Origin of the sequence: Pseudomonas sp. NFACC37-1, from assembly GCF_900101575.1 — a bacterium.
In the GTDB taxonomy this organism is placed as follows: Bacteria; Pseudomonadota; Gammaproteobacteria; order Pseudomonadales; family Pseudomonadaceae; genus Aquipseudomonas; species Aquipseudomonas fluorescens_AA.
Genome location: NZ_FMUZ01000022.1, coordinates 1 through 26,382 on the forward strand (window position 1 = coordinate 1; position 26,382 = coordinate 26,382).

The following is a 26,382-nucleotide window of genomic DNA, read 5'->3' on the forward strand; positions in this document are numbered from 1 at the left end:
CCGAGGCGCGCATTCTACAGCGCCCCGTGTATCTGTCAAGCGGTTATTTTAAGAAGTTTTCAAAGTTTCGCTTCGGAAACCTCAACAACTTCAACCACTTGCGCTTCCGATCTCTCGTTAGCGGGAGGCGAATTCTACAGCGTTACTCGCTGCTGTCAACACCTCTTTTTCACCGCTTTCGACCGAGAAGATCGAACCGCACATAGAGCCAAACAACACCGCCCTATCTGCTCCTTCCAGACTTCGATGAACTGAAGCCCTGCGCCTTCAAAACCTACTTAACTCATTGAATCTCAAGGAGTTTTCCGTTTCGACTGCGCCGGAAGTGGGGCGAATTATAGACCTCCAGAATCTGCCGTCAACCCTTAATTACGCTTTTGTTGCAGAAGGGGCTTTCCTACCCAGCAAACGCGGGATCCGACGCATAACCGGCGGGACTCTCAGCATCAACAGCACGGCCCCAATAAAGGCGTATATCGACCACTCCTTCAAATCTGCCCGCACGATCCACAGCATATGCAGCAGCCCAAGACCCAGAATCAGATACACCAGGCGATGCAATTTCTTCCAGCGCACGCCAAGTCGACGCTGGCTGTAGCGATTGGACGTGACAGCCAGCGTCAGCAGACCGAGAAACCCAAGGGCCCCAACAATAATGTAAGGCCGCTTGCTCAACTCGACGCCCAACTGCGACCAGTCGAACCCCAGTATGAACGCCGCATACCCGCCTAAATGCAGCGTCACATAAGCAAAACACCACAACCCCAACTGGCGTCTGACCGCAATCCACCCCGCCCACCCCGTCATTTTTTGCAACGGCGTCATACTCAAGGTGATCAACAGCAAAATCAGCGTCCCCAACCCGAGCCGATCCACCAGCACTTTGCCCGGGTCAGGGCCCAACACGCTCATCAAGGCTTCGTAAAGCCAGAGCAACGGCCAGACAGCCGCGGCGATGAAGACGCTCATTCGCCAGACTGGAAAACGCATCAGTAGTCCTTCCTCAGGTCCATCCCTGTATATAAAGAAGCGACTTCATCCTGATAGCCGTTGAACATCAGCGTATCGCGCACATTGGGACTGAACAGCCCACTGGGCAAACGACGCTCACGTGCCTGGGTCCAGCGTGGGTGATCGACCGTTGGATTGACGTTGGCATAAAAGCCGTACTCGTCAGACGCAATGCTTTGCCAGGTGGTCTTTGGCTGCTCGCTCACCAGACTGATGCGCACGATGGACTTCACACTTTTGAAACCGTATTTCCAAGGGACCACCAACCGCAGCGGCGCGCCATTCTGATTCGGCAACTCCCGCCCATACATGCCAACCGCGAGGATGGCCAACGGGTTCATCGCCTCGTCCAATCGCAAGCCTTCCACATACGGCCAGTCGATCAAGGCGAAACCGGAACGCTGCCCCGGCATGACCTTGGGGTCCTGCAAGGTTTCGAAGCGGATGTACTTGGCCTTGGAGGTGGGCTCGACCTGCTTGAGCAATGCCGAGATGGGAAAACCGATCCACGGAATGACCATCGACCAAGCCTCGACACAGCGCAGTCGATAAATCCGCTCCTCCAGTTGATAAGGCTTCATGAAGTCTTCCAACCCATAGCGCCCCGGCTTACCCACCTCCCCGTCCACGACCACGCTCCAGGGTTCGGTCTTCAAGGAGCCGGCATTGGCAGCCGGATCCCCTTTGTCGGTCCCGAACTCATAGAAGTTGTTGTAATGGGTCGCATCCTTGAACGGTGTGATGGGCTCGTTCTTGACCGTGACCGCCTCCCACCGGACGGATGGCAATTTCTCGGCAAACCAGGACGGCGCCTTGCCCGGCTCGACCTCGGCATAACGCGCCGCGTCGGCAGCGCTGGCCCATCGCGACAAGCCGCTCACGGCGAGACCCGCCATGGTTGCACCAAGCATTTGACGACGGGATAGGTAGAGGGATTCGGGCGTGACGTCCGATTCACGGCAGTCGGACGACTTGGGGATCTTGATCAGCATGACAACTCCGCAGTATTGGAGGGCAGATGCACCAATAGACTGCGGAGTATGGGGGAAATTACATTAAGGCAACGTTTAGCGTCGGCGAAGACGCAACAAGTATTGCACCGGACCCGAAGCGGCATAGGCGAGGAATACCAGCAGCAGGATACGCGGCGGATCACTGAACACCACCGCGAATACCAGTACCACTGCCAAAATCGCAACGAATGGCACACGCCCCTTCAGATCCAGCTCCTTGAAGCTGTTGTACTTGATGTTGCTGACCATCAGCATCCCGGCCGCGGCAACCAGCAGCGCCACCAGGAACGACATTTTAGAACCCTGGATGCCGTAGTCGCTGAATGCCCAGACCACACCCGCCACCACACCTGCCGCGGCCGGACTGGCCAGGCCGATGAAGTAACGTTTGTCAGCCTTGCCAACCTGGGTATTGAAACGAGCCAGGCGCAACGCCGCACCCGCCACATAGATGAAGGCAACCATCCAGCCGACCTTGCCCATGTCTCCCAGCGCCCAGCCGAACGCCAACAAGGCGGGAGCCACGCCAAAAGCGACCATGTCGGACAGTGAATCGTACTCGGCGCCGAACGCGCTCTGGGTGTTGGTCATGCGGGCGACACGCCCGTCCAGGCCATCGAGCACCATGGCGACGAAGATGGCAATGGCGGCGAAGGCGAAGTAACGGCTCGCCCCTGCGCTATCACCGGCGCTCAAGGCAGCCTGGGCACTCATGGAGTTGATGATGGAATAGAAACCGGCGAACAGGTTCGCGGTGGTAAACAGATTCGGCAGCAGATAGATGCCACGATGCCGGACCTTACGGCCTTCAGCGTCATGGCCTTCTTCGATGTGTTCATCGATGGGCAACAGGCTTTCGGCGTCAGGAGCCTGGCTTGGCTCGTCGGGACGTTCGCTCATGGGCAATAACCTTGCAACGGTGTGAAAAAAGTTCGACAGATGTCTGGGACGACGGTTCGGCCGCAAACGATGCAGCTTTATACCAGAAGCCATCGCCCAAACGAAAAAACGCGGCCAAGGCCGCGTTTTTCGACTCAAGTTCGCGACTTAGTTCTTGGCTTTGTCGACAATCTTGTTGGCGCTGATCCACGGCATCATCGAACGCAGTTGCTCACCGATGATTTCGATGCCGTGCGCAGCGTTGTTACGACGCTTGGCAGTCATCGAAGGATAGCCGGTAGCACCTTCGCTGATGAACATCTTGGCATATTCGCCGTCCTGGATACGTTTCAGGGCATTGCGCATGGCCTGACGGGATTCGGCGTTGATCACTTCCGGACCGGTCACGTACTCGCCGTACTCGGCGTTGTTGGAGATCGAGTAGTTCATGTTGGCGATACCGCCTTCGTACATGAGGTCAACGATCAGCTTCAGTTCGTGCAGGCACTCGAAGTAAGCCATTTCTGGTGCGTAGCCTGCTTCGACCAGGGTTTCGAAACCGGCCTTGACCAGCTCGACGGTACCGCCACACAGAACGGCTTGCTCGCCGAACAGGTCGGTTTCAGTCTCATCCTTGAAGGTGGTTTCGATGATGCCGGTACGACCGCCACCCACACCGGCAGCGTAGGACAGGGCCACGTTCTTGGCGTTGCCCGAAGCGTCCTGGTAGATCGCGATCAGGTCAGGGATACCGCCGCCTTTCACGAACTCCGAACGCACGGTGTGGCCCGGGGCCTTCGGCGCGATCATGATCACGTCGAGGTCAGCACGCGGCACGACCTGGTTGTAATGGATCGAGAAACCGTGGGAGAAGGCCAGGGTCGCGCCCTTCTTGATGTTCGGTTCGATTTCGTCGCGATACAGAGCACCCTGGAACTCGTCCGGAGTCAGGATCATGACCAGGTCGGCAGCGGCAACGGCGGAAGCCACGTCAGCCACTTTCAGGCCGTGGGCCTCGGCCTTGGCAACGGTGGCCGAGCCTTTACGCAGGCCGACAGTCACGTCAACGCCGGAATCCTTCAGGTTGCATGCTTGAGCGTGACCTTGGGAACCGTAGCCGATGATGGCGACTTTCTTGCCCTGGATGATCGACAGGTCGCAGTCTTTATCGTAGAAAACTTTCATGAATTTCCCCTATATCCGGCCGTTCAGGCCATTCGCTAATTTGGTTAGATGCTCAGTACTTTGTCGCCACGGGCAATCCCGGTGACGCCACTGCGTACGGTTTCCAGAATCGAGGCAGTGCCGATCGATTGAATGAAGCTGTCGAGCTTGTCGCTGGTACCGGTCAACTGAACGGTATAGACGCTGGCGCTGACATCGACGATCTGCCCACGATAAATATCGGTAGTACGTTTGATCTCGGCGCGCTGGGCGCCGGTGGCCTTGACCTTGACCAGCATCAGTTCACGCTCGATGTGAGCGCTTTCCGACAGGTCCACCAGCTTGACCACCTCGATCAGCTTGTTCAGGTTCTTGGTGATCTGCTCGATGATTTCATCGTGCCCCACGGTGGTCAGCGTCAGACGCGACAGGGTCGGGTCTTCGGTTGGCGCCACGGTCAGGCTTTCAATGTTGTAGTTGCGCTGCGAGAACAGGCCTACAACACGAGACAGCGCACCCGGTTCGTTTTCCAGAAGCAAGGAAATAATGTGTCGCATGATTAGGTACGCTCCGTCTTGCTCAGCCACATATCGCGCATGGAGCCGTCTTTGATCTGCATCGGGTAGACGTGCTCGCTGGTGTCGACCGCAATATCGATCACCACCAGGCGATCCTTCATGGCGAACGCTTCCTCCATCTTCGACTTCAGATCCTTCGATTCGGTGATGCGCACGCCAACGTGGCCATAGGCCTCCGCCAGCTTGACGAAATCAGGCAGCGATTCCATGTAGGAGTGCGAGTGACGGCTGCCGTAGCTCATGTCCTGCCACTGGCGAACCATCCCCAACACACCGTTGTTCAGGATCACGATCTTCACCGGCAAACCGTATTGCAGGCAGGTGGACAGCTCCTGGATGTTCATCTGGATGCTGCCTTCGCCGGTGACGCAGGCGACGTCGGCATCCGGGAAGCTCAACTTGATACCCATGGCCGCCGGGAAACCGAAGCCCATGGTGCCCAGGCCACCGGAGTTGATCCAGCGGTTGGGTTTGTCGAACTTGTAGTACTGCGCAGCGAACATCTGGTGCTGGCCCACGTCGGAGGTCACAAAGGCATCGCCCTTGGTCACTTCGCACAGGGTTTCGATCACGGTCTGCGGCTTGATCACACTGCCGTCACCCTTGTCATAAGGGAACAGGCCACGATCGCCGCGCCATTCATCGACCTGCTTCCACCAACTGGCCACGGACTCCTTGTTCGGAACCTCGCCGATTTCCTTGAGGATGGCGACCATTTCGGTCAGCACGCTCTCGACAGGACCGACAATCGGCACGTCTGCCTTGATGGTCTTGGAGATGGACGCCGGGTCGATGTCGATATGAATGATCTTGGCGTTCGGGCAGAACTTCGCCGGGCCGTTGATCACACGGTCATCGAAACGCGCGCCGACCGCCAGGATCACATCGGCGTGGTGCATCGCCAGGTTGGCGGTGTAGCTGCCGTGCATGCCGAGCATGCCGATGAACTGACGGTCCGTGCCTGGGAACGCGCCCAGGCCCATCAGCGTATTGGTGACCGGCAGGTTGAGCATTTTTGCCAGTTCAGTCAGCGGCGCGGAGCCACCGCCGAGGATCACGCCACCACCGGAGTACAACACAGGGCGCTTGGCCGCCAGCAGCATTTCGGCTGCCTTGCGGATCTGCCCGGAGTGACCACGGACCGCCGGACTGTAGGAACGCAGCTTGGCTTTTTTCGGGAAAATGTATTCGAACTTCTCGGCCGGGTTGGTCATGTCTTTCGGGACATCGACCACGACCGGGCCCGGACGACCGGATTCAGCCAGGTAGAAAGCCTTCTTCATGACTTCCGGGATTTCCGACGCGTGCTTGATCATGAAGCTGTGCTTCACGATCGGCCGGGAGATACCGATCATGTCGGTTTCCTGGAACGCATCGGTGCCCACCATGGTGCTGGGCACCTGGCCGGAGATGATCACCATCGGGATGGAGTCCATGTACGCGGTGGCGATACCGGTGATGGCGTTCGTGGCGCCAGGACCGGAAGTCACCAGGACCACGCCGGCCTTGCCGGTAGCACGGGCATAACCATCAGCCATATGGGTGGCCGCCTGCTCGTGACGAACCAGGATGTGGGTCACTTCCGGTTCTTTGAACAGGGCATCGTAGACATGAAGAAGAGCACCACCGGGGTACCCGTAGATATATTTGACGCCTTCGTCACGCAAAAAGCGGACGAGCATCTCACCGCCAGATAAAAGCTCCACGTTGTTCACCTCTAAAACGCCAGAATACCGACCCACGAAAAGGGGACGGGTCTTAATAGGTTTACTTCTCGGCAGAGCATGAGCGACGGTGGTCGCCGACTACGTCAGCACTGACTGAGCAAGTATTGGGATCGTCCCAAGTGTTGCGGGCCTTTCCCACCCAGCGCGAGGTAACGCGTTGCGGGTGTAACAGGTCGGCGCGGATGTGCGCCTCATGATCTGCCGAGTGGGTCTGCTTCTGGCAGTCCCTCTACAGCGGACTTTGGATTCTTCTGTTTCGCCTCCTTCAAGTCAAGTCGTCTATGTGCTTTATTCGAAGTAAGCGCATGAGAACGCAAGAAAAAACCCTTAAACGGCAACTGTGTTAGCTTCAATTGCGCAACTCAAGACAAGGAAACAGCATGCGAATGATCTTCTTGACGGCCAGCCTGCTGGTTGGCCTGAGCCCGATATGCATGGCCGCCCAGGTTTACAAATGGGTGGATGCCCAAGGTGTCACCCACTTCGGATCCCAGCCGCCCCAGGACGCAGAGGCCACGACTGTGATCAAGTCCTCGCCGTCCGCCACCAAACCGCCCGCGCCTCCTTCCGGCGGTGTCATTGGCGACCAGAAGGCGATCGATAAAGAGGTCAAGAAACAGGTTGCCGAGCAGGAAGCCCAGCTCAAGGCATTTTGCGAGCAGGCCAGGACCAACCTGGCGCAGTTGCAGAACAACCCGCGGGTGCGTGAAGACGTGGAAGGGGAAATGCGCCGCCTCAATGACGAAGAGCGGCGCCAGCGCATCGAGGAAACCCGCAAGCAGATCGATGAGCACTGCCAGTAACGTCGGTCAGCCGACGTTGCTGATCATCTGGTCGAACTGCGCCAACAGCCGCTGCAATCCCACGCCCTGCCCGGGTCGCTGGGCATAGACCATCTCGGCCATGGCCAGGATGCCCGAGGCGTTGGGCAGCGGCAGGTCGTTTTCCAGGATGGCTTTCATCCTGGGCAGGAAAATCCATTGCAGCCACTGCTCGAAATCCAGGGTGTCGACCGCGAACGGCTCTACACTGGCCAGTGCCTCGGCCGAAGGCGATACCTCACTCCACCAACCCTGGACCCGCAGCTCCCGCTCGATCAACAGCAACTGATCGGCGATTTGGGGAAAACGCGTATCCATCAGAGCGAAACCTTGGCCTTCTGACGGGCCAACGCCGCGCCAGCGGAATCGCCTTGTTTTTCACGGGCCTGGGCGATCAATTCCCACAGGCTGGCCTGAAGCGCCGGGCGACCACTGGAGAATGTCAGGCCACGGCGGGCCAGTTGTTCGGCTTGCGGCGCATCGCCCTGGGCCATGCGCACTTGGGCCAGGCGATAAAGCACCTGGGGTTCGCGCGGCGCTACACGCTGGGCACGCTCCAGGCTGGAGGACGCACCGTTGAGGTCACCGCCGGCCTGTTGCTGTTGTGCCGTGGTCAGCAGGGCCAGCACTGGGCCGTCCAGTTGTTCATCGGCGGACAAACCACCGGAGCTTGCCGACGGGACGCTGCTCGGCGCCGAAGGCATGCTGTAGCTGCCCTGATCGATCGGCGAAGTTTCGATAGGTCCTGGCGTGATCGGGCCCGGCGTGATCGGCGTGCTGCTGATCGGCGCCGAGGTTGTCGCACCACCGCCAGGCACCATCACGACGACACCGGTGTCACCCTGCGGGATGGCCTGGACCTGGCCCTGTGCCGGCCGCTTCACCGTCGTTTGACGGAAACCGCCGTTGGCCGAAACCCGCTCGCTGTTGGACACAGCCGTGCCGGAGTCAACGACCGGAATCGAACCGCGTTGTACGGTAGAGCAACCACTGAGCAAAGCCACGGCCGTTACCGCTGGAATCAACCACTTGTTCACTTGAAACCCTCTTTGCTTAATTCATCCAGTCCTTGACCCAATCCATCACCGACTCGGCGGGATTCGTGCCGCCACAGGCTGCACCGGGCGGCGGTTCGCTGCCGCGAATATACGGCATCTGTACGGCCCCCGGGCAATTGGCGTCGGAGCCTTGGCCAGTACGCGAATCGACCCAGGCCTGGACGATGTTGTCCGGTTGCGGCATGTCCAGCGGCAGCGGGTCGGCCTTGCGCATGAAACTGGTCCAGACCTGCAGCGCACCAGTGGCGCCGGTGAACGGGGTCTTGCCGTTGTCATCACGTCCGAGCCAGACCACCGCCAACAAGTCCTGGCTGAAACCGGCGAACCAGCTGTCGCGCGAGTCGTTACTGGTCCCGGTCTTGCCCGCCAGGGTCAGGGTCCGGGGCAACACGTTATAAACCGAACTGCCGGTGCCTTCACGCATGACCCGCTGCATCGCACTCTGGATCAGATAAATGGAGGCCGGGTCGAAGCGCTGCTGGATCTGGAACGGATAACGCTTGAGCGGCTCGCCATCGGCGGTCAGCACGCTGCGGATCCCGCGCATCGGCGTATTGAAACCACCGTTGGCCAGCGTCTGGTACATCGCCGCCACTTCTATCGGCGTCAGCCCACCCGCCCCCAGCAACATCGACGGGAAGGCCGGCAGTTCGCGGCTTACTCCCAGGCGCGCGAGGGTCTTGAGTACGTTCGGCACGCCGACTTCCAGCCCGAGGCGAGCCGTCGACAGGTTGTAGGAATGCGCCAACCCCTGATAGAGGAACACCGTGCCGTGGGAACGACGATCATAGTTCTGCGGTTTCCAGACCTGGCCGTCCGCGCCCTTGACCGAGAACGCCTCGTCCGACAACCAACTGGTCAGCGTGTACTGGCTCGGTTTTTCCAAGGCAGTGAGGTACACCGCCGGCTTGATCAGCGAGCCAATCGGACGCACCGCATCCAGGGCCCGGTTGAAGCCGGCGAAACTGGCCTGGCGACTGCCGATCATGGCTTGGACTTCGCCGGTTTCCGGGTTGGTCACCACCATGGCCGCTTCGACTTCCTCGGCGCCCTTGCGTCCGCCCAGCCGCTTGAAGGTGTCCTCGACCGAGGCTTCGGCCTTCATCTGCAGGATCGGGTCGAAACTGGTGAAGATGCGCAGGCCTTCTTCGGTCAAGTCTTCGTCGCGGTAGTCTTCCCGTAGCTGACGCTTGACCAGGTCCATGAAGCCGGGGAACGAACTGTCCGCCAGGCTGCCACGCTTGGTCACGCCTAGCGGCATCTTCTTCGCCGCCTCGACTTGCTCGGCCGTCGCCACACCTTGTTGTTGCAACAGGTCGAGCACCAGGTTGCGCCGCTCGAGGGCACGTTCCGGATTACGCCGCGGGTTGTAGGAAGACGGTCCCTTGACCATGCCCACCAGCAACGCCACCTGATGCAGCTTGAGTTCGGACAGCGGCTGGCTGAAGAAGAACTGGCTGGCAAGGCCGAAACCGTGCACCGCCCGTTGACCGTCCTGGCCGACGAAGACCTCGTTGAGGTACGCCTCCAGAATCTCCTGCTTGTCGTAGTGCAGCTCCAGCAACAGCGCCATCATGGCTTCGGTGAGCTTGCGGGTCAGGCTGCGCTCGTTGGTCAGGTAGAAGTTCTTGACCAACTGCTGGGTCAGGGTACTGCCGCCCTGGCGCATATGCCCCGAGGACGTGTTGACCCAGATGGCCCGGGCGATCGACTTGGGCGAGACGCCAAAGTGATGGTAGAAGTCGCGGTCTTCGACGGCAATCAGCGTGTCGAGCAGGAATGGCGGTACCTGGTCGATCTTGATCAGGATCCGGTCTTCGAGGTTCTTGGGGTACAGGCCACCAATGAGCAGCGGCTCAAGGCGCACCACTGACAGGCTCGCGTTGTTGGCGCCGGTCAGCGCAGCCACATAGTCACCGGAAAAACGCACCCGCACCGGTTGCGCCTGTTCCATGCCTTCATAGAACTGGAAACCACGGGTGTTGAGATCGATGGTATTGCCATTGACCGAGGCCGCACCCGGACCATTGGCCACGCTTTCACGGCGATAACCCAAGGCATCGAGTTCGGTCAGGAAGTCGTCCTTGCTCAGCTTTTGTCCGACGAACAGCTCCAACGGCCGGGCATAGACCTTGGCCGGGATGGTCCAGCGCTTGCCGGAGATTTTCTCCTGGACCACGGCATCGAGATAGACCGCAAAACCGGCGAGCACGACAAGGCCCACCAGGCTGAGTTTAAGGGCCCAGCCCAGCCAGGGCCGCAGGCGGCTGGCGGGTGGTTTCTTTGGGGTACGGGGGGATCGGGTACGAGTCATGGCGGCGGATTATACGCACTTTGCTGCGGTTCAACATGAGCCCGCCACGCGGTTTGCGTTAGCGCGGCTTGCCGCCATAATGACGACCTTGAATTTTCCCAGACTCTGAAGGACCGCCCGTGAGCCAATCCCTGATCGCCGCCTTGCAAAACCCGGCCCTCTACCCGCATCCCGTCGAAGCGTTCCAGGTCATCGAAACCCACATTTCCTGGGTATTGCTCACCGGGCCATACGCCTACAAGTTCAAAAAGCCGGTCAACTTCGGCTTCCTCGATTTCACCAGCCTCGAGGCACGCCAGCATTTCTGCAGAGAAGAGTTGCGCCTGAACCAGCGCCTGACCCAAGACCTGTACCTGGACGTCCTGCCGATTACCGGTAGCGTCGAAGCACCACAACTGGGTGGTGACGGTCCGGCCATCGAATACGCCCTGAAGATGCGTCAGTTCCCGCAAAGCCAATTGCTCAGCACGTTGCAAGCCAACGGCGAACTGACCACCGCGCACATCGACGAGATGGCCGCCCAGATCGCCCAGTTCCACCTCTCCACGCCCAAGGTGCCCGCCGAAAACGCCGCCGGTACTCCGCAAAGCGTGATGGCACCGGTGCTGCAGAACTTCGAGCAGATCCGCCCGTTCCTCAACGACAAGGCCGACCTGCTGCAACTCGAAGCGTTGCAAGCCTGGGCCGAAAGCAGTTTCGAACGCCTCAAGCCGCTGCTCACCCAGCGCAAGGCCGAAGGCTTCATCCGTGAGTGCCACGGTGATATCCACCTGGGCAACGCCACCGTGATCGACGGCAAGGTGGTGATTTTCGACTGCATCGAATTCAACGAACCGTTCCGTTTCACCGACGTCTACGCCGACACCGGCTTCCTGGCGATGGACCTGGAGGACCGTGGTCTCAAGTCCCTGGCGCGGCGTTTCGTCAGCCAGTACCTGGAACTGACCGGCGACTACCAGGGCCTGGAGCTGCTGAACTTCTATAAAGCCTACCGCGCCCTCGTCCGGGCAAAAGTCGCGCTGTTCAGCATGCCGGCCGAAGCCGATCCGGTGCAACGCGCCACCACCCTGCGCCAATACCGCAACTACGCCAACCTGGCCGAAAGCTACAGCACCATTCCTTCGCCTTTCCTGGCCATCACCCACGGTGTTTCGGCCGTTGGCAAAAGCCATGTCGCGATGCGCCTGGTAGAGGCACTGGGCGCCATTCGCCTGCGTTCGGACGTGGAGCGCAAACGCCTGTTCGGCCAGCAACAGGTTCCCAACGATCCACAAGCCGGCATCTATAGTAGCGACGCCAGCAGCGCCACCTACGCCCGCCTGCATGAAGTCGCCGCAGCGATCCTGCGCGCCGGATTCCCAGTAGTGATCGATGCCACCTACCTCAAACACGATCAGCGCGACGCCGCGGCAAAAGTCGCCGAGGCCACTGGCGCTCCGTTCCTGATCCTCGACTGCGACGCACCGCAAGCGGTCATCGAGAGCCGGCTGGCACAGCGCCAGGCCGACCAACAAGACCCCTCCGATGCGAACCTGGCGGTCATCGCCGCACAACAGTCCAGCCGTGAAGCCCTGACCCCGGCGGAAATTCTCTGCAGCAAACGGGTCCAAACCAACGAAAGCGGTACGCTCGACATCGTGGTCGCGCAGATCCGCCAGCGCCTGCCAGGCCTGTAGATCACTATTTCGGCCGTGAAGCGATGTCCGGCTTCACGGCCGCCAAATAGTGGCACTATACTGGCGTCATAAAACCATCAGGTGATGTGAAATGAGCCTCCCCAAACTTCTCGGTACCCCGCTTTATGCCTTGCTGCGCAAAGATGATATCGCCGGGTTCAACAACGAACGCCCACAAGGTCCGGTCGACATGCGCGGCGGCGATTTTCGAGGGCTTGATCTGCGGGAACTGAACGCGGACGACGTTGACTTCAGCGACGCCTACTTCCGCTCCGCCGATTTGCGCGGCATCGATTTTCGCAAGTCGTCACTGGAAGGCGCGAGCCTGGCCCATGCGCAGATATCCGGCGCCTACTTTCCGCCTGAACTGTCTGCGGATGAAATCTTGATGTCGATGAACTTCGGCACCCGGCTGCGCTACCGCACCCGCTGACAGCGCCTGAACCGCGCCGGCCAACGCGCGGACCTGCCACGACCGAACGGACCTCCAGCGCCCCCGCTTGCGCTGGAGAATGCAGTCTTTTCCCTCCTCATCGTGCGTAATGCATTAGAAGCTTTTGCATCGAATCCCACCAAAGAATCACGCTTTTCCTACTGACCGCTACACTGCTCAGAAGCTTGCCCACCGCACCAGTCGGCCGTCGCAAGGAGGCTCGATGAATGATGAACTGCAACACCTGAAGAATCTGGGCAAGACATCGGCCCAGTGGCTGCACGCCGTGGGTATCCACAGTGCTTCCGATCTACGCCGGCTTGGAGCGGTAGACGCCTATCGCGCCGTGCGCACGCGCGGCTTCCGGGCGTCCAAGGTGTTGCTGTACGCCATCGAGGGGGCGTTGATGGATGTGCATTGGAACGACATTCCCGCTGAACGCAAGGAAGCCCTGAATAAACAGCTGGACGCCATTTCGACGCGTCACAAAGTCTGAGACCCCTTTCGTTTCCAGTGCGAACCCTGGCCGCGAGGTTATTTCGACGAATAGCAAAAACAATGTTTGACATGGTAATGAGAATCGCTATGATTACCACATCCAGTCGCGAGACTGGTCGATATTTGAACAGCCCTTGGTTCGGACTCTCAGATATCTCCTCATCAGGCTAATCACGGTTATTTGACCCGGCTCTTGCCGGGTCTTTTTTTGCCTGGAAGAAACCCTCTTTCCCACACACCGCCCCGTAGGAGCTGCGTAGGAGCTGTCGAGTGCAACGAGGCTGCGATCTTTCCCCAGACACTTGAATCCCAAGCGAAAAATCAAAAGATCTCAGGCTTCGCCAACTCCTACGGGGCGGGGTTGGATTTGCGCATCTGCGCACAATAATCCTGGGGCGGCATGGCCGGGGTGTACCACACGTAGTCCGCCATGGCCGACGTCACGTCACTGCCCTCCTCGGCCAACATCAGGACGATCGGCGCCTCGCTGGCGCCAAGGTCCAACGCGTGCAGCGGCACGCCGAGATCTTTTCGCCCATGCCAGGCGCCCGCGAACAACAATGCCGGTGCCGGCGCTTGCAGCAGGCGTTCGGCCATGCGCCGGTCACGCTGTTGCTGCACGGCCAGCATCGGTGGCATTTGCGACTCCGGCAGCAAACCGCAGTGGGATTCACGGATCTGCCCCAACAACGCGTCCTTCACCGTGGCGGCATTGGCGCGAGCGCCCATCACGCTGGGCGCTTGGCGGTAGAAATGCTGGATCTCGGCGGCGTCCAGATTGGCGGCCAGCAATGGATAGCGTTGCGCCAGGGCAAACTCGACGATGGGTCCGTACAGGCTCCAATCCCAGCCGGGGGACCAGGCCAGCGCGTCGGGCAGGTCCTTGGGCAAGGCGGGCATCTGGCGGACCGAATCAACGCGTGGCTGTTGGGAGGGGGTGAGCATTTCCAGCAACAGGCTGCCCTGGGCCCGCTGTCCGGCCAAGGCCTGGAGCAGCCATAGCTGCAGCGCGTGATGATCGTGATTGTCGTGCCGCTCCCCGACCACCACCCGAGGCGCCTTTGCCAGGCGTTCGACCAGCGCCTGGGGCGTCACGGCCTGGCCGTTGTGCAAATCACGAATCCGTCCGCCGAGCGGAGGCGGGGCGATGCTCTGGCACGCCGTCAGTACACTCAATGCCAGAATCAGGAGCAGGCGCACGTCCGTATCCTCCAGGGCGCCCTCAACGGGCGATGATCAATGGATGCCCGCGCTCCGGATGGTCTTGCACCAGCACGTCCAGGCCAAACACCGCCTTGAGCGGTTCCGGAAGCAGCACATGCCGGGGCGTGTCCAGGGCCACCGGTCGACCGGACGCGAGCAGCAACAGGCGATCACAGTAACGCGCCGCCAGGTTCAGGTCATGCAGGATCACCAGCACGGCGGCGCCGCGACCGGCGAATTCACGCACCGCCTGGAGAATGGTGTGCTGATGCAGCGGATCGAGCATCGAGGTCGGCTCATCCAGTAACAGGGTCTGCCCCGCTTCACCCGGCCACAACTGCGCCAACACCCGCGCCAGATGTACCCGCTGGCGTTCGCCGCCGGACAACGCCAGGTAACTGCGACCGTGCAGATGCGCGGCGTCTGCCGCTTGCAGCGCCGCGACGACGATTTGCTCGTCGCGCAGCCGACCACTCTGATGCGGCAGGCGCCCCATGCCGACGACTTCCTCGACGCGAAAGGCAAAATCCAGGGTCGAGGACTGCGGCAAGACCGCCAGGCGACGGGCGCGCTCGGCACCCTGCCATTGGGCCAGTGGACGGTCTTCGAGCCAGACCTGCCCCTGGCTCGGCCGCAACTCACCACACAGGCCCGCCAGCAAGGTACTTTTGCCCGCACCGTTGGGCCCGAGCACGCCGAGCACTTCGCCGGGGTTGAGCAGCAGATCGATGTCCGCCAGCACGGTGTTGCGGCCACGCTGAATGTGCAGGTTTTGTGCTCGCAACATCAGGCGCGCCCTCGTACCAATAGATAGAGGAAGAACGGCGCGCCGATGAAGGCCGTGACGATGCCAATCGGCAATTCCGCGGGGGCCAGCGCCAAGCGTGCCACCAGGTCGGCGAGCAGCAACAGGCTTGCCCCCGCCAGCACTGAAGCGGGCAGCAACACACGGTGGTCAGGCCCGGCCACCAGGCGCACCAGATGCGGCACCACCAGCCCGACGAAACCGATCATGCCCGCCGCCGCCACCGCCGCGCCAACCCCCAGGGCCGTACAAAACACCAGCTCACGCTTGAGGGCTTCGACGTTGACGCCCAAATGGGCTGCCTCCGACTCGCCCAGCAACAGCGCATTGAGCTCCCGGGCCCGGCGTGGCAGCCAGAGCGCCACGCCGGCGCTGACCAGTAACAGCGGCCACAACCTCGCGTAGCTGGCGCCGTTGAGACTGCCCAGGTTCCAGAACGTCAGGGTGCGCAGGGTCGCGTCGTCCGCCAGGTAGGTGAACAGGCCGACGGCGGAACCGGACAGCGCGGTCAGGGCAATGCCCGCCAGGAGCATGGTCGCGACATGGGTCTGGCCATTGCGACGACCGAGACGATAGACCAGCGCCGTAACGCCGAGCCCGCCAAGGAACGCACACAACGACAACACATAAGGGCCGAAGGCTTCGGGCAATCCACCCAGTGCCGAGCCACCGACAATGGCGACGGCTGCACCCAACGCCGCACCGCTGGACACGCCCACCAACCCCGGGTCTGCCAGCGGGTTACGGAACAGCCCCTGCATCGCCACGCCGGACAACGCCAACACCCCGCCCACCGCCAGGCCCAGCAACGTGCGCGGCAAACGGATCTGGCCGAGGATCAGTTCGGCCTGCTCCAGGCCATCGGCGGCCACCGGCAAGCCCAACAGGCGCAAAGCAGCGCGCAAGGTGTCCAGCAGCGGCAGGCTCACCGGCCCCAGGGCCAGGGACAGCCAGGTCGCCAGCAAGCACAGCAGGCCCAGGCCGAGAAATAAAGTGCGTGGCTTGACCAACGAAGTCATGGCGCCGCGGCCGGCTCAGCCGGATAGAAGCCTGCCGTCAGTTCCACCAGGTTTTGCGGCAACCGCGGGCCCAATCCGCCCACCAACAGCGTCGGGTCAAGCTCCATGATGCGCCCGTCCCTGGCGGCCCGGGTCGAGGAAAGAATCGGATTTTCCCTGAACAGCGCCGCACGGGCTTCTTCACCACTCAAGGCACGGTCGGCGAAGACCAGCACTTCAGGATTCAGGCCGGCCAGGGTTTCCACAGAAAAAGACTTGTAACCGCTGTGGGTCGCCAGGTTGTGACCGCCGGCCTGCTGCAACAGCCAATCGGCAGCCGTGCCCTTGCCAGCGACCAGCGGCTTGCCACCGGAGCTGCCTACCAACAGCAATACGCCGGGAGCCTTTTGCTTGCGCTGGGCTTCGGTCACCCGGGCATGCTGCTGGGTGAGCTGTTCCTGATAATGGTCGAACAACCGTGTCGCCTCGGCCTGCGCCCCCAACAATTGCCCCAGGTGCTGCAAGTTGCCCTGTAGGGTCGGCAGGTCTGGCGTGGCCGAGAACAATTCGACCTTTACGCCGGCGCTGCGGATTTGCGCCAGCACAGGTGGCGGCCCCATTTCCTCGGTGCCCACCAGGATCTGCGGACGCAGGCTCAATACCCCCTCTGCGGACAGTTGTCGCTGATAGCCAATGCTGGGCAGGGCCCGCAAGGATTCAGGATGCTGGCTGGTGGTGTCCACGCCCACCAGTTTCGACTCGCCCCCCAGTGCACTGACCCATTCCGACAAGGCGCCGCCGGCGCTGACCCAGCGCTGCGGCAATTCAGCCGCGCTGGTCCCCTGGTTGAGCAACAGTGCGACACAGAGCGCAACAACGCGGATGTTCAGGCGCATCGGGCAGCTTCCTCAAAGAAGTTTTTCGCAGGACCGGGCCGGGCCAAGTATCCTCAACCACCTGCGAAGGAGGCGCCATTTGATAATTGTTTTCATTTGACCGTCAAGGGTGGATCTTTTGCTACATGAAGCCCAAAGAGGCTCACTCCGACAGACATATAGAGACACACATGAAGTTTCTTTGTACTACCGCCGAACTGCCCGACAACGGCAGTCGCGGTTTCGAGTTCGATGGGCGCAAGGTGCTGGTCGTGCGACGCGCCGGCCAGGTGTATGCCTATCTCAACCGCTGCCCGCACCGGGGCGTGCCACTGGAATGGCAACCCGACCAGTTCCTCGACCCCAGCGCCAGCCTGATCCAGTGCGCCACTCACGGCGCGCTGTTCCTGATCGAGAGCGGTGAATGCGTGGCCGGCCCCTGCGCCGGTCAGTTCCTGGCCGCGCTAGACAGCCGGGAGGACGAGCAAGGCATCTGGGTGTAGCGGTTCAAGCAACACTGGCAACGCACGGTCCACCCACATCTGCTCGGGCGTCAACGTCACTCCGTAGGCCAACACTTCCACACCCGCCGCTACCGCATCGCGCAGGGCTGCGGCGTATACCGGGTCGATCTCGTGCGCCGGGCGCACGGCCTCGATGCCACTCAGGTTCACGCAATACAGCTGCACCGCCCGCACACCTTCCCGGGCCAGGCAGGCCAGCTCCCTCAGGTGCTTGGCTCCGCGCAGCGTGACCGCATCGGGAAACGCCGCCACCTGGGTGCCATCGAAACCCAACGTGACACTTTTGACTTCGACCCAGGCCGAGCCTTGAGCGTAGTCCAGGCGAAAATCGATGCGGCTGTTTTCCATGCCATAAGCCACTTCACGCTTGAGCCCGGTGAACCCGTTCAGCTCACTGATGACCCCGGCGCGCAAGGCTTCCTCGACCAAGGCGTTGGCCCGTGCGGTATTGATGCAGGCCAGCCGCCCTTGCGGGGTTTCGCCGATTTCCCAGGTGCCGGGCAACTTGCGCTTGGGGTCGCTGGAGCGACTGAACCAGACGCGCGCGCCTTCAGCCATGCAGTTGAGCATCGAGCCGGTGTTGGGGCAGTGAATAGTGAGGAGTTCGCCGTGAACGGTCTCGATATCAGCGAGAAAACGCTTGTAACGTCGAATCAGACGACCTTCTTCCAACGCAGGGGAAAAACGCATCAGCCTTGCCAGCTCCGCAGTCCACGTTCGATTCGCGCCACCGCTTCCTGTAGCCGCGGCAAGCTCTGTGTGTAGGCGAACCGCACATGGTGGCTGGCCTGATGCCGGCCGAAATCCAGACCCGGGGTGAAGGCCACGTGTTCGGTTTCCAGGAAATGCTGGCAGAACGCAAAGGCATCGCCGCCGAAGGTACTGATATCGGCATAGAGGTAAAACGCCCCTTGCGGCTCCACCGCGATACCGAAGCCCAGTTCACGCAAGGCCGGCAGCAGAAAATCGCGGCGCAGCGCGAACTCGGCCCGCCGCTGCTCGAAGATTTCGATGGTGGCAGGCTCGAAACAGGCCAGGGCGGCGTACTGGGCCATGCTCGGCGCACTGATGTAGAGGTTCTGCGCAAGTTTTTCCAGCTCGCCGATGGCCGCCGAAGGGGCCACCAACCAGCCCAGCCGCCAGCCGGTCATGCCGAAATACTTGGAAAAACTATTAAGGACAAAGGCGTCGTCGTCGACTTCCAGCACACTGGCGGCGTCGGTGCCATAGGTCAGGCCGTGATAGATCTCGTCCACCACCAGATGGCCGTTGTGGCCCTTGATGGCCTTGGACAACCCTGCCAGCTCGTCCCGGGTGAGGATCGTCCCGGTCGGGTTGGCTGGCGAGGCCACCAACGCACCGACGCTGTCCTGGTCCCAATGACGGTTCACCAGGTCCGGCGTCAATTGGTAGCGCACATCCGGCCCCACGGGTACCAACTGCGCCGCGCCTTCTATCAGGCGCAGAAAGTGACGGTTGCATGGATAGCCGGGGTCGGCCAACAGCCAATGCTTGCCCGGGTCCACCAGCAAGGCGCTGGTCAGCAGCAACGCGCCGGAGCCGCCCGGCGTGATCATGATGCGTCGAGGATCGATGTCCACCCCGTAGCGCTGCCCATAGAAGCCCGAGATGGCTTCGCGCAGCTCGGGAATGCCACGGGCCGCGGTGTAACGGGTCTTGCCCGCCGCCAGCGCGGCCTGGCCGGCCTGGATGATCGGTTCGGCGGTGGTGAAGTCCGGCTCGCCGATCTCCAGGTGGATGACGTCATGCCCGGCGGCTTGCAGTTCGTTGGCGCGAGCCAACAGCGCCATCACATGGAAAGGTTCGATGGCGCGGCTGCGCGCACTGTAGGGCTGAGCCATTGGCCTTCCTTCAGAGGAAAAAGAACCGATTCTACCCAACTCGGGAAGAACTGCGGGAACACGCTCGAGGCCAAAGCGGTCTGAGCCCTCGAATTGCAGGAAATGACTCCCGCGATTGGCCCAGGCTTGACTAGAATCAAGCATTGAGCAGGTTTACATCCCCACCGAAGCGAACCCGGCCCCGTTTTACAGGCCCCGGCCGCCGCAGGCTCGACAACCGGGAGTAGCGCGGCCCGATTTGATCTGGTAAGTTCGCCCGCTTGCAGCCGCAGGGCCGGCAGGTGTCGGTGATGGAGCAATCCTGCGTAGTGGATTACAAGAGTAGAGGCGGTCCATTCATGCCCACCCAAGCAAAGCAAAATCAAAATCAGTCGCTCAGCGGGTTTGAGCCTTACGTCCCGCAAGCTGGCGAAGAGTATATGGGCGCCCCCATGCGCGCGCACTTCACCAAGATCCTGAACAAGTGGAAACAGGACTTGATGCAGGAAGTCGACCGCACCGTGGATCACATGAAAGACGAAGCGGCCAACTTCCCCGACCCGGCCGACCGTGCCAGTCAGGAAGAAGAGTTCAGCCTCGAACTGCGCGCCCGTGACCGTGAGCGCAAGCTCATCAAGAAAATCGACAAGACCCTGCAACTGATCGAAGACGAAGAATACGGTTGGTGCGAGTCCTGCGGCATCGAGATCGGCATTCGTCGCCTTGAAGCCCGTCCGACCGCAGACCTGTGCATCGACTGCAAGACCCTGGCGGAAATCAAGGAAAAACAGGTCGGCAAGTAATCGCCGGGGCTGTTACCGAAACGGAGCGTTCATACGCTCCGTTTTTTGTTTCCGATATTTTCTCCAAGCTTCGATGCCCCCCTTGTGGGAGCGAGCTTGCTCGCGATGGCAGTGGGTCAGCCAACAGTGATGTGACTGACAGGCCGCTATCGCGAGCAAGCTCGCTCCCACAAGGGGATATGCTTTGTTGTCGAGATTGCACGCCCACCGCCCGGACCCAGTAACATTCGCCCTATGACTGCCTACATCGGACGCTTCGCCCCCACCCCCAGCGGCCACCTGCATTTCGGTTCGCTGGTCGCCGCACTGGCATCGTACCTGGATGCCCGGGCCGTGGACGGGCGCTGGCTGCTGCGCATGGAAGACCTCGACCCGCCCCGGGAAGAACCGGGCGCGCAAGCCGCGATTCTCAAGGCGCTGGAAAGCTACGGGTTTGAATGGGACGGCGAAATGGTTCGCCAGAGCGAGCGCCATGACGCCTACGACCAAGTCATCAACCGGCTGTGCAGCCAAGGCCTGGCCTATGCCTGCACCTGTTCGCGCAAGCAACTGGAAGCGTACCAGGGCATTTATCCGGGCCTGTGCCGCAATGCCGGGCACGGCACCGAGGACGCCGCCATCCGCCTGCGCGTCCCCGAGCTCGAGTACCACTTCACTGACCGGGTCCAGGGCGAGTTCCGCCAGCACCTGGGCCGTGAAGTCGGTGACTTCGTGATCCGCCGCCGCGACGGACTCCATGCCTATCAATTGGCCGTGGTCCTGGACGACGCCTGGCAAGGGGTGACCGATATCGTGCGCGGCGCCGACCTGCTGGACTCCACACCGCGCCAGCTCTACCTGCAAGAACTGCTCGGGTTGCCCCAACCGCGTTACCTGCACGTGCCGCTGATCACCCAGCCCGACGGGCACAAACTCGGCAAATCCTACCGTTCACCGCCACTGGCGGCCGACCAGGCCACGCCGCTGCTGCTACGGGCGTTGCGCGCGCTGGGCCAGCAACCGGGCCCCGAACTGGTCGACGCCAGCCCACGGGAAGTGCAGGCCTGGGGCATTCGCCACTGGGACGCGGACAAGATCCCGCGCACACTGAGCCTGCCCGAAGCGCAAATACGTTGACGGCCCTTGCAGCTTGGCGCCCATCCGTTACCATCGCCGCACGTTTTCGGGCACGCGCATAAATTAGAGAGGCCGGGATGTATATCTATCGCTTGGTCCTGCTCCTGGTAGTGGGGATTTACTTGTTCTCCCCGGCCATCATGGATTGGTGGATCGATGCCACGGGTGCCTGGTATCGGCCGTATCTGCTCTGGCTGATCCTGATTGTCGTGACCTTCATCCTGCAGAGCCAAAAAGATGCCGATGAGCTTTAGCCTGACCCAGATGATCCTGATCAGCGCCGCCTACCTGGCGGTGCTGTTCGGCGTGGCCTGGATCAGCGAACGGGGCATGATTCCCCGGGCGATCATCCGCCATCCGCTGACCTACACCCTGTCGCTGGGTGTCTATGCCAGTGCGTGGGCGTTCTACGGCACGGTCGGGCTGGCCTATCAGTATGGCTATGGTTTCCTTTCCAGTTACCTCGGTGTATCGGGCGCGTTCCTGCTGGCGCCGGTGTTGCTCTACCCGATCCTGAAAATCACCCGCACCTACCAACTGTCCTCCCTGGCCGACCTGTTCGCCTTTCGCTTTCGCAGCACCTGGGCCGGCGCCCTGACCACGATCTTCATGCTGGTCGGGGTGTTACCGTTGCTGGCCCTGCAAATACAGGCTGTGGCCGACTCCATCAGCATCCTGACCCGCGAGCCGGTACAGCACCGGGTGGCGTTGAGTTTCTGCGTGCTGATCATCCTGTTCACGATTTTCTTCGGTTCCCGGCACATCGCCACGCGGGAGAAACACGAAGGCCTGGTGTTTGCGATCGCCTTCGAGTCGGTGATCAAGCTGATCGCCATCGGCGGAGTCGGCCTCTATGCCCTTTACGGGGTGTTCGATGGTCCGCAACAGTTGGAAGTGTGGTTGCTGCAGAACCAGACCGCCCTCGCCGCCCTGCACACGCCCTTGCAGGAAGGCCCGTGGCGCACGCTGTTGCTGGTGTTCTTCGCCTCGGCCATCGTGATGCCGCACATGTACCACATGACCTTCACCGAAAACCTCAACCCGCGTTCGCTGGTCAGCGCCAGTTGGGGCCTGCCGCTGTTCCTGCTGCTGATGAGCCTGGCGGTGCCGCTGATCCTCTGGGCCGGCCTGAAGCTGGGCGCCAGCACCAACCCGGAGTATTTCACCCTGGGCATCGGCATCGCCGCCAACAGCAAGGCCCTGGCGTTGCTGGCCTACGTCGGCGGCCTCTCGGCGGCCAGCGGCTTGATCATCGTCACCACGCTGGCCTTGTCGGGCATGGCCCTCAACCACCTGGTGCTGCCGCTCTACCAGCCACCCGCCGAAGGCAACATCTACCGCTGGCTGAAATGGACCCGACGGGCGCTGATCGTCGCGATCATCATGGCCGGCTACGGTTTCTACCTGATGCTGGGCGACGGGCAGGACCTGGCCAACCTGGGCATCGTCGCCTTCGTCGCCACCTTGCAGTTCCTGCCCGGCGTGCTGTCGGTGCTGTATTGGCCGACCGCCAACCGCCGCGGCTTCATCGCCGGCCTGCTGGCGGGAATCCTGGTGTGGCTGGTGGCGATGCTGCTGCCGCTGATGGGTAACTTGCAAGGTTTCTATATTCCGCTGCTGAACATGATCTACGTGCTCGACGACACCAGTTGGCATATGGCGGCCATCGCTTCCCTGGCCGCGAACGTACTGATGTTCACCCTGATCTCGCTGTTCACCAACGCCAGCAGCGAAGAGGCCAGCGCCGCCGAAGCCTGTGCGGTCGACAATGTTCGTCGTCCGCAGCGCCGCGAGCTGCACGCCGCCTCGCCCCAGGAGTTCGCCACGCAACTGGCCAAGCCCCTGGGCGCCAAAGCCGCGCAAAAGGAAGTCGAACAGGCCCTGCGCGACCTTTACCTGCCCTTCGACGAACGCCGCCCGTATGCCTTGCGTCGCCTGCGGGACCGGATCGAGGCCAACCTGTCCGGTCTGATGGGCCCCAGCGTGGCCCAGGACATGGTCGAGACGTTCCTGCCCTACAAGGCCGGCGGCGAGAACTATGTCACCGAAGACATCCACTTCATCGAAAGCCGTCTCGAGGATTACCACTCGCGCCTCACCGGCCTGGCCGCCGAACTGGACGCCTTGCGCCGTTACCACCGCCAGACCCTGCAGGAACTGCCGATGGGCGTGTGTTCCCTGGCCAAGGACCAGGAAATCCTGATGTGGAACAAGGCCATGGAAGAACTGACCGGGATCGCCGCCCAGCGCGTGGTCGGCTCGCGGCTGAGCACCCTGGGCGAGCCATGGAAAGGCTTGCTGCAAGGCTTCATCGACCTGCCTGACGAGCACCTGCACAAACAGCACCTGGCCCTCGACGGCCAGACCCGTTGGCTGAACCTGCACAAGGCGGCGATCGACGAGCCGTTGGCACCGGGCAACAGCGGCCTGGTACTGTTGGTGGAAGACCTGACCGACACCCAGATGCTCGAAGACAAGCTGGTCCACTCCGAACGCCTGGCAAGCATTGGCCGGCTGGCCGCCGGGGTGGCCCACGAAATCGGCAACCCGATCACCGGCATCGCCTGCCTGGCGCAGAATCTGCGCGAAGAGCGCGAGGACGACGGCGAGTTGACGGAAATCAGCGGCCAGATCCTCGAACAGACCAAGCGCGTGTCGCGCATCGTCCAGTCGCTGATGAGCTTCGCCCATGCCGGCGGTCACCAGCACAATGACGAACCCGTCTGCCTGGCCGAAGTGGCCCAGGACGCCATTGGTCTGCTGGCCCTTAACCGGCGCAATTTCGAAGTGCAATTCTTCAACCTGTGCGACCCGGACCATTGGGTCGATGGCGACCCCCAGCGGCTCGCCCAGGTATTGATCAACCTGCTCTCCAACGCGCGAGACGCCTCACCGGCCGGCAGCGCGGTGCGGGTCAAGAGCGAAGCCTTCGAACACACGGTCGACCTGATCGTCGAAGACGAAGGCAGCGGTATCCCACAGAACATCATGGACCGATTGTTCGAACCCTTCTTCACCACCAAGGATCCTGGCGAAGGCACCGGTCTGGGCCTCGCACTGGTCTATTCCATCGTTGAAGAGCATTATGGACAAATCACCATCGACAGCCCGGCCGATGTTCAGAGCCAACGCGGCACCCGTATCCGGGTGACCTTGCCGCGTCATGTCGAAGCGACGTCCGCTGTGAACTGAGACCGTCGAGAGAATCGAATCAATGCCGCACATTTTGATCGTCGAAGACGAAACAATTATCCGCTCCGCCTTGCGCCGCCTGCTGGAACGCAACCAGTACCAGGTCAGCGAAGCCGGTTCAGTGCAGGAAGCACAAGAACGTTTCAGCATCCCCACGTTTGACCTGATTGTCAGCGACCTGCGCCTGCCTGGCGCCCCGGGTACCGAGCTGATCAAGCTCGGCCAGGGCACGCCGGTGTTGATCATGACCAGCTACGCCAGCCTGCGCTCGGCGGTCGACTCCATGAAAATGGGCGCGGTGGACTACATTGCCAAACCGTTCGACCACGACGAGATGCTCCAGGCCGTGGCCCGCATCCTGCGTGACCGACAGGCGGCGACCAGCAACCCGGCGGAACCCGTCGGCAAGGCCAGCGCCTCCGCGAAAGTCGGGGCCAGCAACAGCAATGGCGAGATCGGCATCATCGGTTCCTGCCCGCCCATGCAGGACCTTTACAGCAAGATCCGCAAAGTGGCGCCGACCGACTCCAATGTCCTGGTCCAGGGCGAGTCCGGCACCGGCAAGGAGCTGGTGGCCCGTGCCCTGCACAACCTGTCGCGCCGAGCCAAGGCACCGATGATCTCGGTGAACTGCGCGGCGATTCCGGAGAGCCTGATCGAGTCCGAACTGTTCGGTCACGAGAAAGGTGCGTTCACTGGCGCCAGCGCCGGGCGCGCCGGGCTGGTGGAAGCGGCGGACGGCGGCACGTTGTTCCTCGATGAAATCGGCGAGCTGCCACTGGAGGCTCAGGCGCGCTTGCTACGGGTGCTTCAGGAAGGCGAGATCCGCCGGGTCGGCTCGGTGCAGTCGCAGAAGGTCGATGTCCGCCTGATCGCGGCCACCCACCGTGATCTCAAGAGCCTGGCGAAAATCGGCCAGTTTCGCGAAGACTTGTATTACCGCTTGCACGTGATCGCCTTGAAGCTCCCTGCCCTGCGCGAGCGTGGCGCGGACGTCAATGAAATCGCCCAGGCGTTTTTGGCCCGCCAGAGCGCGCGGGTCAATCGCACCGACCTCAAGTTCGCCCCGGACGCCGAACAGGCCATTCGTCATTACGCCTGGCCGGGTAACGTTCGGGAGCTGGAAAACGCGGTGGAGCGGGCGGTGATCCTGTGCGAGAGCCCGGAAATCTCCGCCGACCTGCTGGGCATCGACATCGAACTGAGCGACCTGGACGACGAAGAATTCATCGGCCTGGCCCCACAACAGGGCGGCGCTGCCAACAACACCAGCCACGAACCCACCGAAGACCTCTCCCTGGAGGACTACTTCCAGCATTTCGTCCTCGAACACCAGGACCACATGACCGAGACCGAACTGGCGCGCAAGCTGGGCGTCAGCCGCAAGTGCCTGTGGGAACGGCGCCAGCGCCTGGGCATTCCACGGCGCAAGACCGGGGCGACCAGCGAAAGCTGACTGTGTGGGAGCGGGCTTGCTCGCGAATGCGGTGTGTCAGTCGAATTTACGCTACCTGACACTCCCCATTCGCGAGCAAGCCCGCTCCCACTAGGGAAACCCGCTGCGTACACAGGGAATGTGAAAAAACTGTTACCTCAGTCTTTTTCACGTAACAGAAGCCGGGGTTTACGGTAACGAAACCCCGGCTTTTTTTCGCCTCGAAAAAATGGCCATAACCATAGAACCCCCGGTTTCCCTGGGTTTCGCAAAAGTTGGCACGCACCCTGCTATAGCTTTGGTACAAGAACAATAACAAGCAATGCACAAGACAATAAAAATAAGACGAATCGACTCACGCACAATAAAAACAAGACGGCGAGAGGCGCAGCTAACTGATTCTTTTGGAGAGGCGTTG

At 61.4% G+C, this 26,382-nt stretch carries 25 protein-coding genes; 10 read left to right on the top strand and 15 right to left on the bottom strand.

Features of this window, described 5'->3' with window-relative positions:
• Nucleotides 1-369 precede the first annotated feature (369 nt).
• The 6 genes from msrQ to BLP82_RS20485 all read right to left on the bottom strand — a co-directional run bounded on the left by msrQ (nt 370) and on the right by BLP82_RS20485 (nt 6,351).
• Nucleotides 370-990, bottom strand: a complete 621-nt coding sequence (msrQ, locus tag BLP82_RS20460) for a protein-methionine-sulfoxide reductase heme-binding subunit MsrQ (protein ID WP_092172308.1) — start codon at nt 988-990, stop codon at nt 370-372.
• Nucleotides 990-2,003: a protein-methionine-sulfoxide reductase catalytic subunit MsrP gene (gene msrP / locus BLP82_RS20465; protein WP_092172311.1), complete on the bottom strand. Its 1,014-nt coding sequence runs from the start codon at nt 2,001-2,003 to the stop codon at nt 990-992. Before msrP ends, msrQ begins: the two co-directional genes overlap by 1 nt.
• A gap of 75 nt (nt 2,004-2,078) precedes the next feature.
• Entirely contained in the window at nt 2,079-2,924 is an 846-nt protein-coding gene (gene pssA / locus BLP82_RS20470) for a CDP-diacylglycerol--serine O-phosphatidyltransferase (RefSeq protein ID WP_092172315.1), read from the bottom strand.
• Nucleotides 2,925-3,071: 147 nt separating this feature from the next.
• On the bottom strand, nt 3,072-4,088 hold the full coding sequence (ilvC, locus tag BLP82_RS20475) for a ketol-acid reductoisomerase (RefSeq protein WP_024779611.1): 1,017 nt from the start codon (nt 4,086-4,088) through the stop codon (nt 3,072-3,074).
• Nucleotides 4,089-4,132: 44 nt separating this feature from the next.
• The gene (gene ilvN, locus BLP82_RS20480) at nt 4,133-4,624 is read right to left on the bottom strand and encodes an acetolactate synthase small subunit (RefSeq protein WP_003205610.1); all 492 of its coding nucleotides are present in this window, start codon (nt 4,622-4,624) and stop codon (nt 4,133-4,135) included.
• Nucleotides 4,625-4,626: 2 nt separating this feature from the next.
• On the bottom strand, nt 4,627-6,351 hold the full coding sequence (locus tag BLP82_RS20485) for an acetolactate synthase 3 large subunit (RefSeq protein ID WP_060743130.1): 1,725 nt from the start codon (nt 6,349-6,351) through the stop codon (nt 4,627-4,629).
• 401 nt (nt 6,352-6,752) lie between these two features.
• Here BLP82_RS20485 and BLP82_RS20490 point away from each other — a divergent pair, with 401 nt between their 5' ends.
• Nucleotides 6,753-7,175, top strand: coding sequence for a DUF4124 domain-containing protein (locus BLP82_RS20490; protein WP_170842350.1), 423 nt, complete (start codon nt 6,753-6,755; stop codon nt 7,173-7,175).
• Nucleotides 7,176-7,181: 6 nt separating this feature from the next.
• Here the strand turns inward: BLP82_RS20490 and BLP82_RS20495 are convergent, their stop codons facing one another.
• From BLP82_RS20495 to mrcB, 3 genes are read right to left on the bottom strand one after another with little or no spacing between them, the layout of a single operon-like run.
• Complete coding sequence (locus BLP82_RS20495) at nt 7,182-7,511, bottom strand: YqcC family protein (protein WP_060740604.1); 330 nt, start codon at nt 7,509-7,511, stop codon at nt 7,182-7,184.
• Nucleotides 7,511-8,230, bottom strand: coding sequence for a tetratricopeptide repeat protein (locus BLP82_RS20500; RefSeq protein ID WP_092172321.1), 720 nt, complete (start codon nt 8,228-8,230; stop codon nt 7,511-7,513). The genes BLP82_RS20495 and BLP82_RS20500 overlap by 1 nt, the downstream gene beginning before the upstream one ends.
• Nucleotides 8,231-8,246: 16 nt before the next feature.
• Nucleotides 8,247-10,565, bottom strand: a complete 2,319-nt coding sequence (gene mrcB, locus BLP82_RS20505; protein WP_092172325.1) for a penicillin-binding protein 1B — start codon at nt 10,563-10,565, stop codon at nt 8,247-8,249.
• A 119-nt stretch (nt 10,566-10,684) separates the two neighbouring features.
• On the opposite strand from mrcB, the gene BLP82_RS20510 reads away from it, so the two are divergent.
• From BLP82_RS20510 to BLP82_RS20520, 3 genes are all read left to right on the top strand, one after another.
• Entirely contained in the window at nt 10,685-12,241 is a 1,557-nt protein-coding gene (locus tag BLP82_RS20510) for a bifunctional aminoglycoside phosphotransferase/ATP-binding protein (protein ID WP_092172329.1), read from the top strand.
• Nucleotides 12,242-12,332: 91 nt separating this feature from the next.
• Nucleotides 12,333-12,674: a pentapeptide repeat-containing protein gene (locus BLP82_RS20515; protein ID WP_092172332.1), complete on the top strand. Its 342-nt coding sequence runs from the start codon at nt 12,333-12,335 to the stop codon at nt 12,672-12,674.
• A 223-nt stretch (nt 12,675-12,897) separates the two neighbouring features.
• Nucleotides 12,898-13,170: a TfoX/Sxy family protein gene (locus BLP82_RS20520; protein ID WP_072411727.1), complete on the top strand. Its 273-nt coding sequence runs from the start codon at nt 12,898-12,900 to the stop codon at nt 13,168-13,170.
• Between the two features lie 350 nt (nt 13,171-13,520).
• Here BLP82_RS20520 and BLP82_RS20525 read toward each other — a convergent pair whose 3' ends face one another.
• From BLP82_RS20525 to BLP82_RS20540, 4 genes are read right to left on the bottom strand one after another with little or no spacing between them, the layout of a single operon-like run.
• Nucleotides 13,521-14,372: a ChaN family lipoprotein gene (locus BLP82_RS20525; protein ID WP_092172335.1), complete on the bottom strand. Its 852-nt coding sequence runs from the start codon at nt 14,370-14,372 to the stop codon at nt 13,521-13,523.
• A gap of 22 nt (nt 14,373-14,394) precedes the next feature.
• Nucleotides 14,395-15,162, bottom strand: a complete 768-nt coding sequence (locus tag BLP82_RS20530) for a heme ABC transporter ATP-binding protein (RefSeq protein WP_092172338.1) — start codon at nt 15,160-15,162, stop codon at nt 14,395-14,397.
• Nucleotides 15,162-16,145 (bottom strand): FecCD family ABC transporter permease, encoded by a 984-nt coding sequence (locus BLP82_RS20535; protein ID WP_170842354.1) that lies wholly within the window; start codon nt 16,143-16,145, stop codon nt 15,162-15,164. The genes BLP82_RS20530 and BLP82_RS20535 overlap by 1 nt, the downstream gene beginning before the upstream one ends.
• 50 nt (nt 16,146-16,195) lie before the next feature.
• On the bottom strand, nt 16,196-17,074 hold the full coding sequence (locus BLP82_RS20540; RefSeq protein ID WP_092172344.1) for a heme/hemin ABC transporter substrate-binding protein: 879 nt from the start codon (nt 17,072-17,074) through the stop codon (nt 16,196-16,198).
• Nucleotides 17,075-17,244: 170 nt separating this feature from the next.
• Between BLP82_RS20540 and BLP82_RS20545 the strand changes: the two genes are divergently transcribed.
• Nucleotides 17,245-17,556, top strand: coding sequence for a Rieske (2Fe-2S) protein (locus tag BLP82_RS20545; RefSeq protein ID WP_092172347.1), 312 nt, complete (start codon nt 17,245-17,247; stop codon nt 17,554-17,556).
• Here the strand turns inward: BLP82_RS20545 and sfsA are convergent.
• Both sfsA and BLP82_RS20555 read right to left on the bottom strand, forming a co-directional pair.
• Nucleotides 17,518-18,267 carry a DNA/RNA nuclease SfsA gene (sfsA, locus tag BLP82_RS20550; protein ID WP_092172350.1) on the bottom strand — a complete coding sequence of 250 codons (750 nt, stop codon included), beginning with the start codon at nt 18,265-18,267 and terminating at the stop codon, nt 17,518-17,520. The two genes, BLP82_RS20545 and sfsA, sit on opposite strands and share 39 nt — an antisense overlap.
• Entirely contained in the window at nt 18,267-19,439 is a 1,173-nt protein-coding gene (locus tag BLP82_RS20555; RefSeq protein WP_092172353.1) for a pyridoxal phosphate-dependent aminotransferase, read from the bottom strand. The genes sfsA and BLP82_RS20555 overlap by 1 nt, the downstream gene beginning before the upstream one ends.
• 338 nt (nt 19,440-19,777) lie before the next feature.
• Here BLP82_RS20555 and dksA point away from each other — a divergent pair, with 338 nt between their 5' ends.
• The 5 genes from dksA to BLP82_RS20580 all read left to right on the top strand — a co-directional run bounded on the left by dksA (nt 19,778) and on the right by BLP82_RS20580 (nt 25,985).
• Nucleotides 19,778-20,221, top strand: a complete 444-nt coding sequence (gene dksA, locus BLP82_RS20560) for an RNA polymerase-binding protein DksA (protein WP_003205639.1) — start codon at nt 19,778-19,780, stop codon at nt 20,219-20,221.
• 234 nt (nt 20,222-20,455) lie between these two features.
• A complete protein-coding gene (gluQRS, locus tag BLP82_RS20565; RefSeq protein WP_092172356.1) occupies nt 20,456-21,337 on the top strand; it encodes a tRNA glutamyl-Q(34) synthetase GluQRS in 882 nt (293 codons plus the stop codon).
• 77 nt (nt 21,338-21,414) lie between these two features.
• Nucleotides 21,415-21,591: a hypothetical protein gene (locus BLP82_RS20570; RefSeq protein ID WP_003176118.1), complete on the top strand. Its 177-nt coding sequence runs from the start codon at nt 21,415-21,417 to the stop codon at nt 21,589-21,591.
• Nucleotides 21,575-24,529, top strand: coding sequence for a sensor histidine kinase (locus BLP82_RS20575; protein WP_162491245.1), 2,955 nt, complete (start codon nt 21,575-21,577; stop codon nt 24,527-24,529). Before BLP82_RS20570 ends, BLP82_RS20575 begins: the two co-directional genes overlap by 17 nt.
• A 22-nt stretch (nt 24,530-24,551) precedes the next feature.
• The gene (locus BLP82_RS20580) at nt 24,552-25,985 is read left to right on the top strand and encodes a sigma-54-dependent transcriptional regulator (RefSeq protein ID WP_092172359.1); all 1,434 of its coding nucleotides are present in this window, start codon (nt 24,552-24,554) and stop codon (nt 25,983-25,985) included.
• The last annotated feature ends 397 nt before the right edge of the window (nt 25,986-26,382 follow it).

Coding starts and splice junctions, on each gene's coding strand:
- BLP82_RS20530 (WP_092172338.1), bottom strand. CDS start 15,162: ATGTTGCGAGCACAAAACCTGCACATTCAGCGTGGCCGCAACACCGTG.
- BLP82_RS20520 (WP_072411727.1), top strand. CDS start 12,898: ATGAATGATGAACTGCAACACCTGAAGAATCTGGGCAAGACATCGGCC.
- gluQRS (WP_092172356.1), top strand. CDS start 20,456: ATGACTGCCTACATCGGACGCTTCGCCCCCACCCCCAGCGGCCACCTG.
- BLP82_RS20515 (WP_092172332.1), top strand. CDS start 12,333: ATGAGCCTCCCCAAACTTCTCGGTACCCCGCTTTATGCCTTGCTGCGC.
- BLP82_RS20545 (WP_092172347.1), top strand. CDS start 17,245: ATGAAGTTTCTTTGTACTACCGCCGAACTGCCCGACAACGGCAGTCGC.
- sfsA (WP_092172350.1), bottom strand. CDS start 18,267: ATGCGTTTTTCCCCTGCGTTGGAAGAAGGTCGTCTGATTCGACGTTAC.
- msrQ (WP_092172308.1), bottom strand. CDS start 990: ATGCGTTTTCCAGTCTGGCGAATGAGCGTCTTCATCGCCGCGGCTGTC.
- ilvC (WP_024779611.1), bottom strand. CDS start 4,088: ATGAAAGTTTTCTACGATAAAGACTGCGACCTGTCGATCATCCAGGGC.
- BLP82_RS20540 (WP_092172344.1), bottom strand. CDS start 17,074: ATGCGCCTGAACATCCGCGTTGTTGCGCTCTGTGTCGCACTGTTGCTC.
- BLP82_RS20490 (WP_170842350.1), top strand. CDS start 6,753: ATGCGAATGATCTTCTTGACGGCCAGCCTGCTGGTTGGCCTGAGCCCG.
- ilvN (WP_003205610.1), bottom strand. CDS start 4,624: ATGCGACACATTATTTCCTTGCTTCTGGAAAACGAACCGGGTGCGCTG.
- msrP (WP_092172311.1), bottom strand. CDS start 2,003: ATGCTGATCAAGATCCCCAAGTCGTCCGACTGCCGTGAATCGGACGTC.
- dksA (WP_003205639.1), top strand. CDS start 19,778: ATGCCCACCCAAGCAAAGCAAAATCAAAATCAGTCGCTCAGCGGGTTT.
- BLP82_RS20495 (WP_060740604.1), bottom strand. CDS start 7,511: ATGGATACGCGTTTTCCCCAAATCGCCGATCAGTTGCTGTTGATCGAG.
- pssA (WP_092172315.1), bottom strand. CDS start 2,924: ATGAGCGAACGTCCCGACGAGCCAAGCCAGGCTCCTGACGCCGAAAGC.
- mrcB (WP_092172325.1), bottom strand. CDS start 10,565: ATGACTCGTACCCGATCCCCCCGTACCCCAAAGAAACCACCCGCCAGC.
- BLP82_RS20580 (WP_092172359.1), top strand. CDS start 24,552: ATGCCGCACATTTTGATCGTCGAAGACGAAACAATTATCCGCTCCGCC.
- BLP82_RS20555 (WP_092172353.1), bottom strand. CDS start 19,439: ATGGCTCAGCCCTACAGTGCGCGCAGCCGCGCCATCGAACCTTTCCAT.
- BLP82_RS20575 (WP_162491245.1), top strand. CDS start 21,575: ATGCCGATGAGCTTTAGCCTGACCCAGATGATCCTGATCAGCGCCGCC.
- BLP82_RS20570 (WP_003176118.1), top strand. CDS start 21,415: ATGTATATCTATCGCTTGGTCCTGCTCCTGGTAGTGGGGATTTACTTG.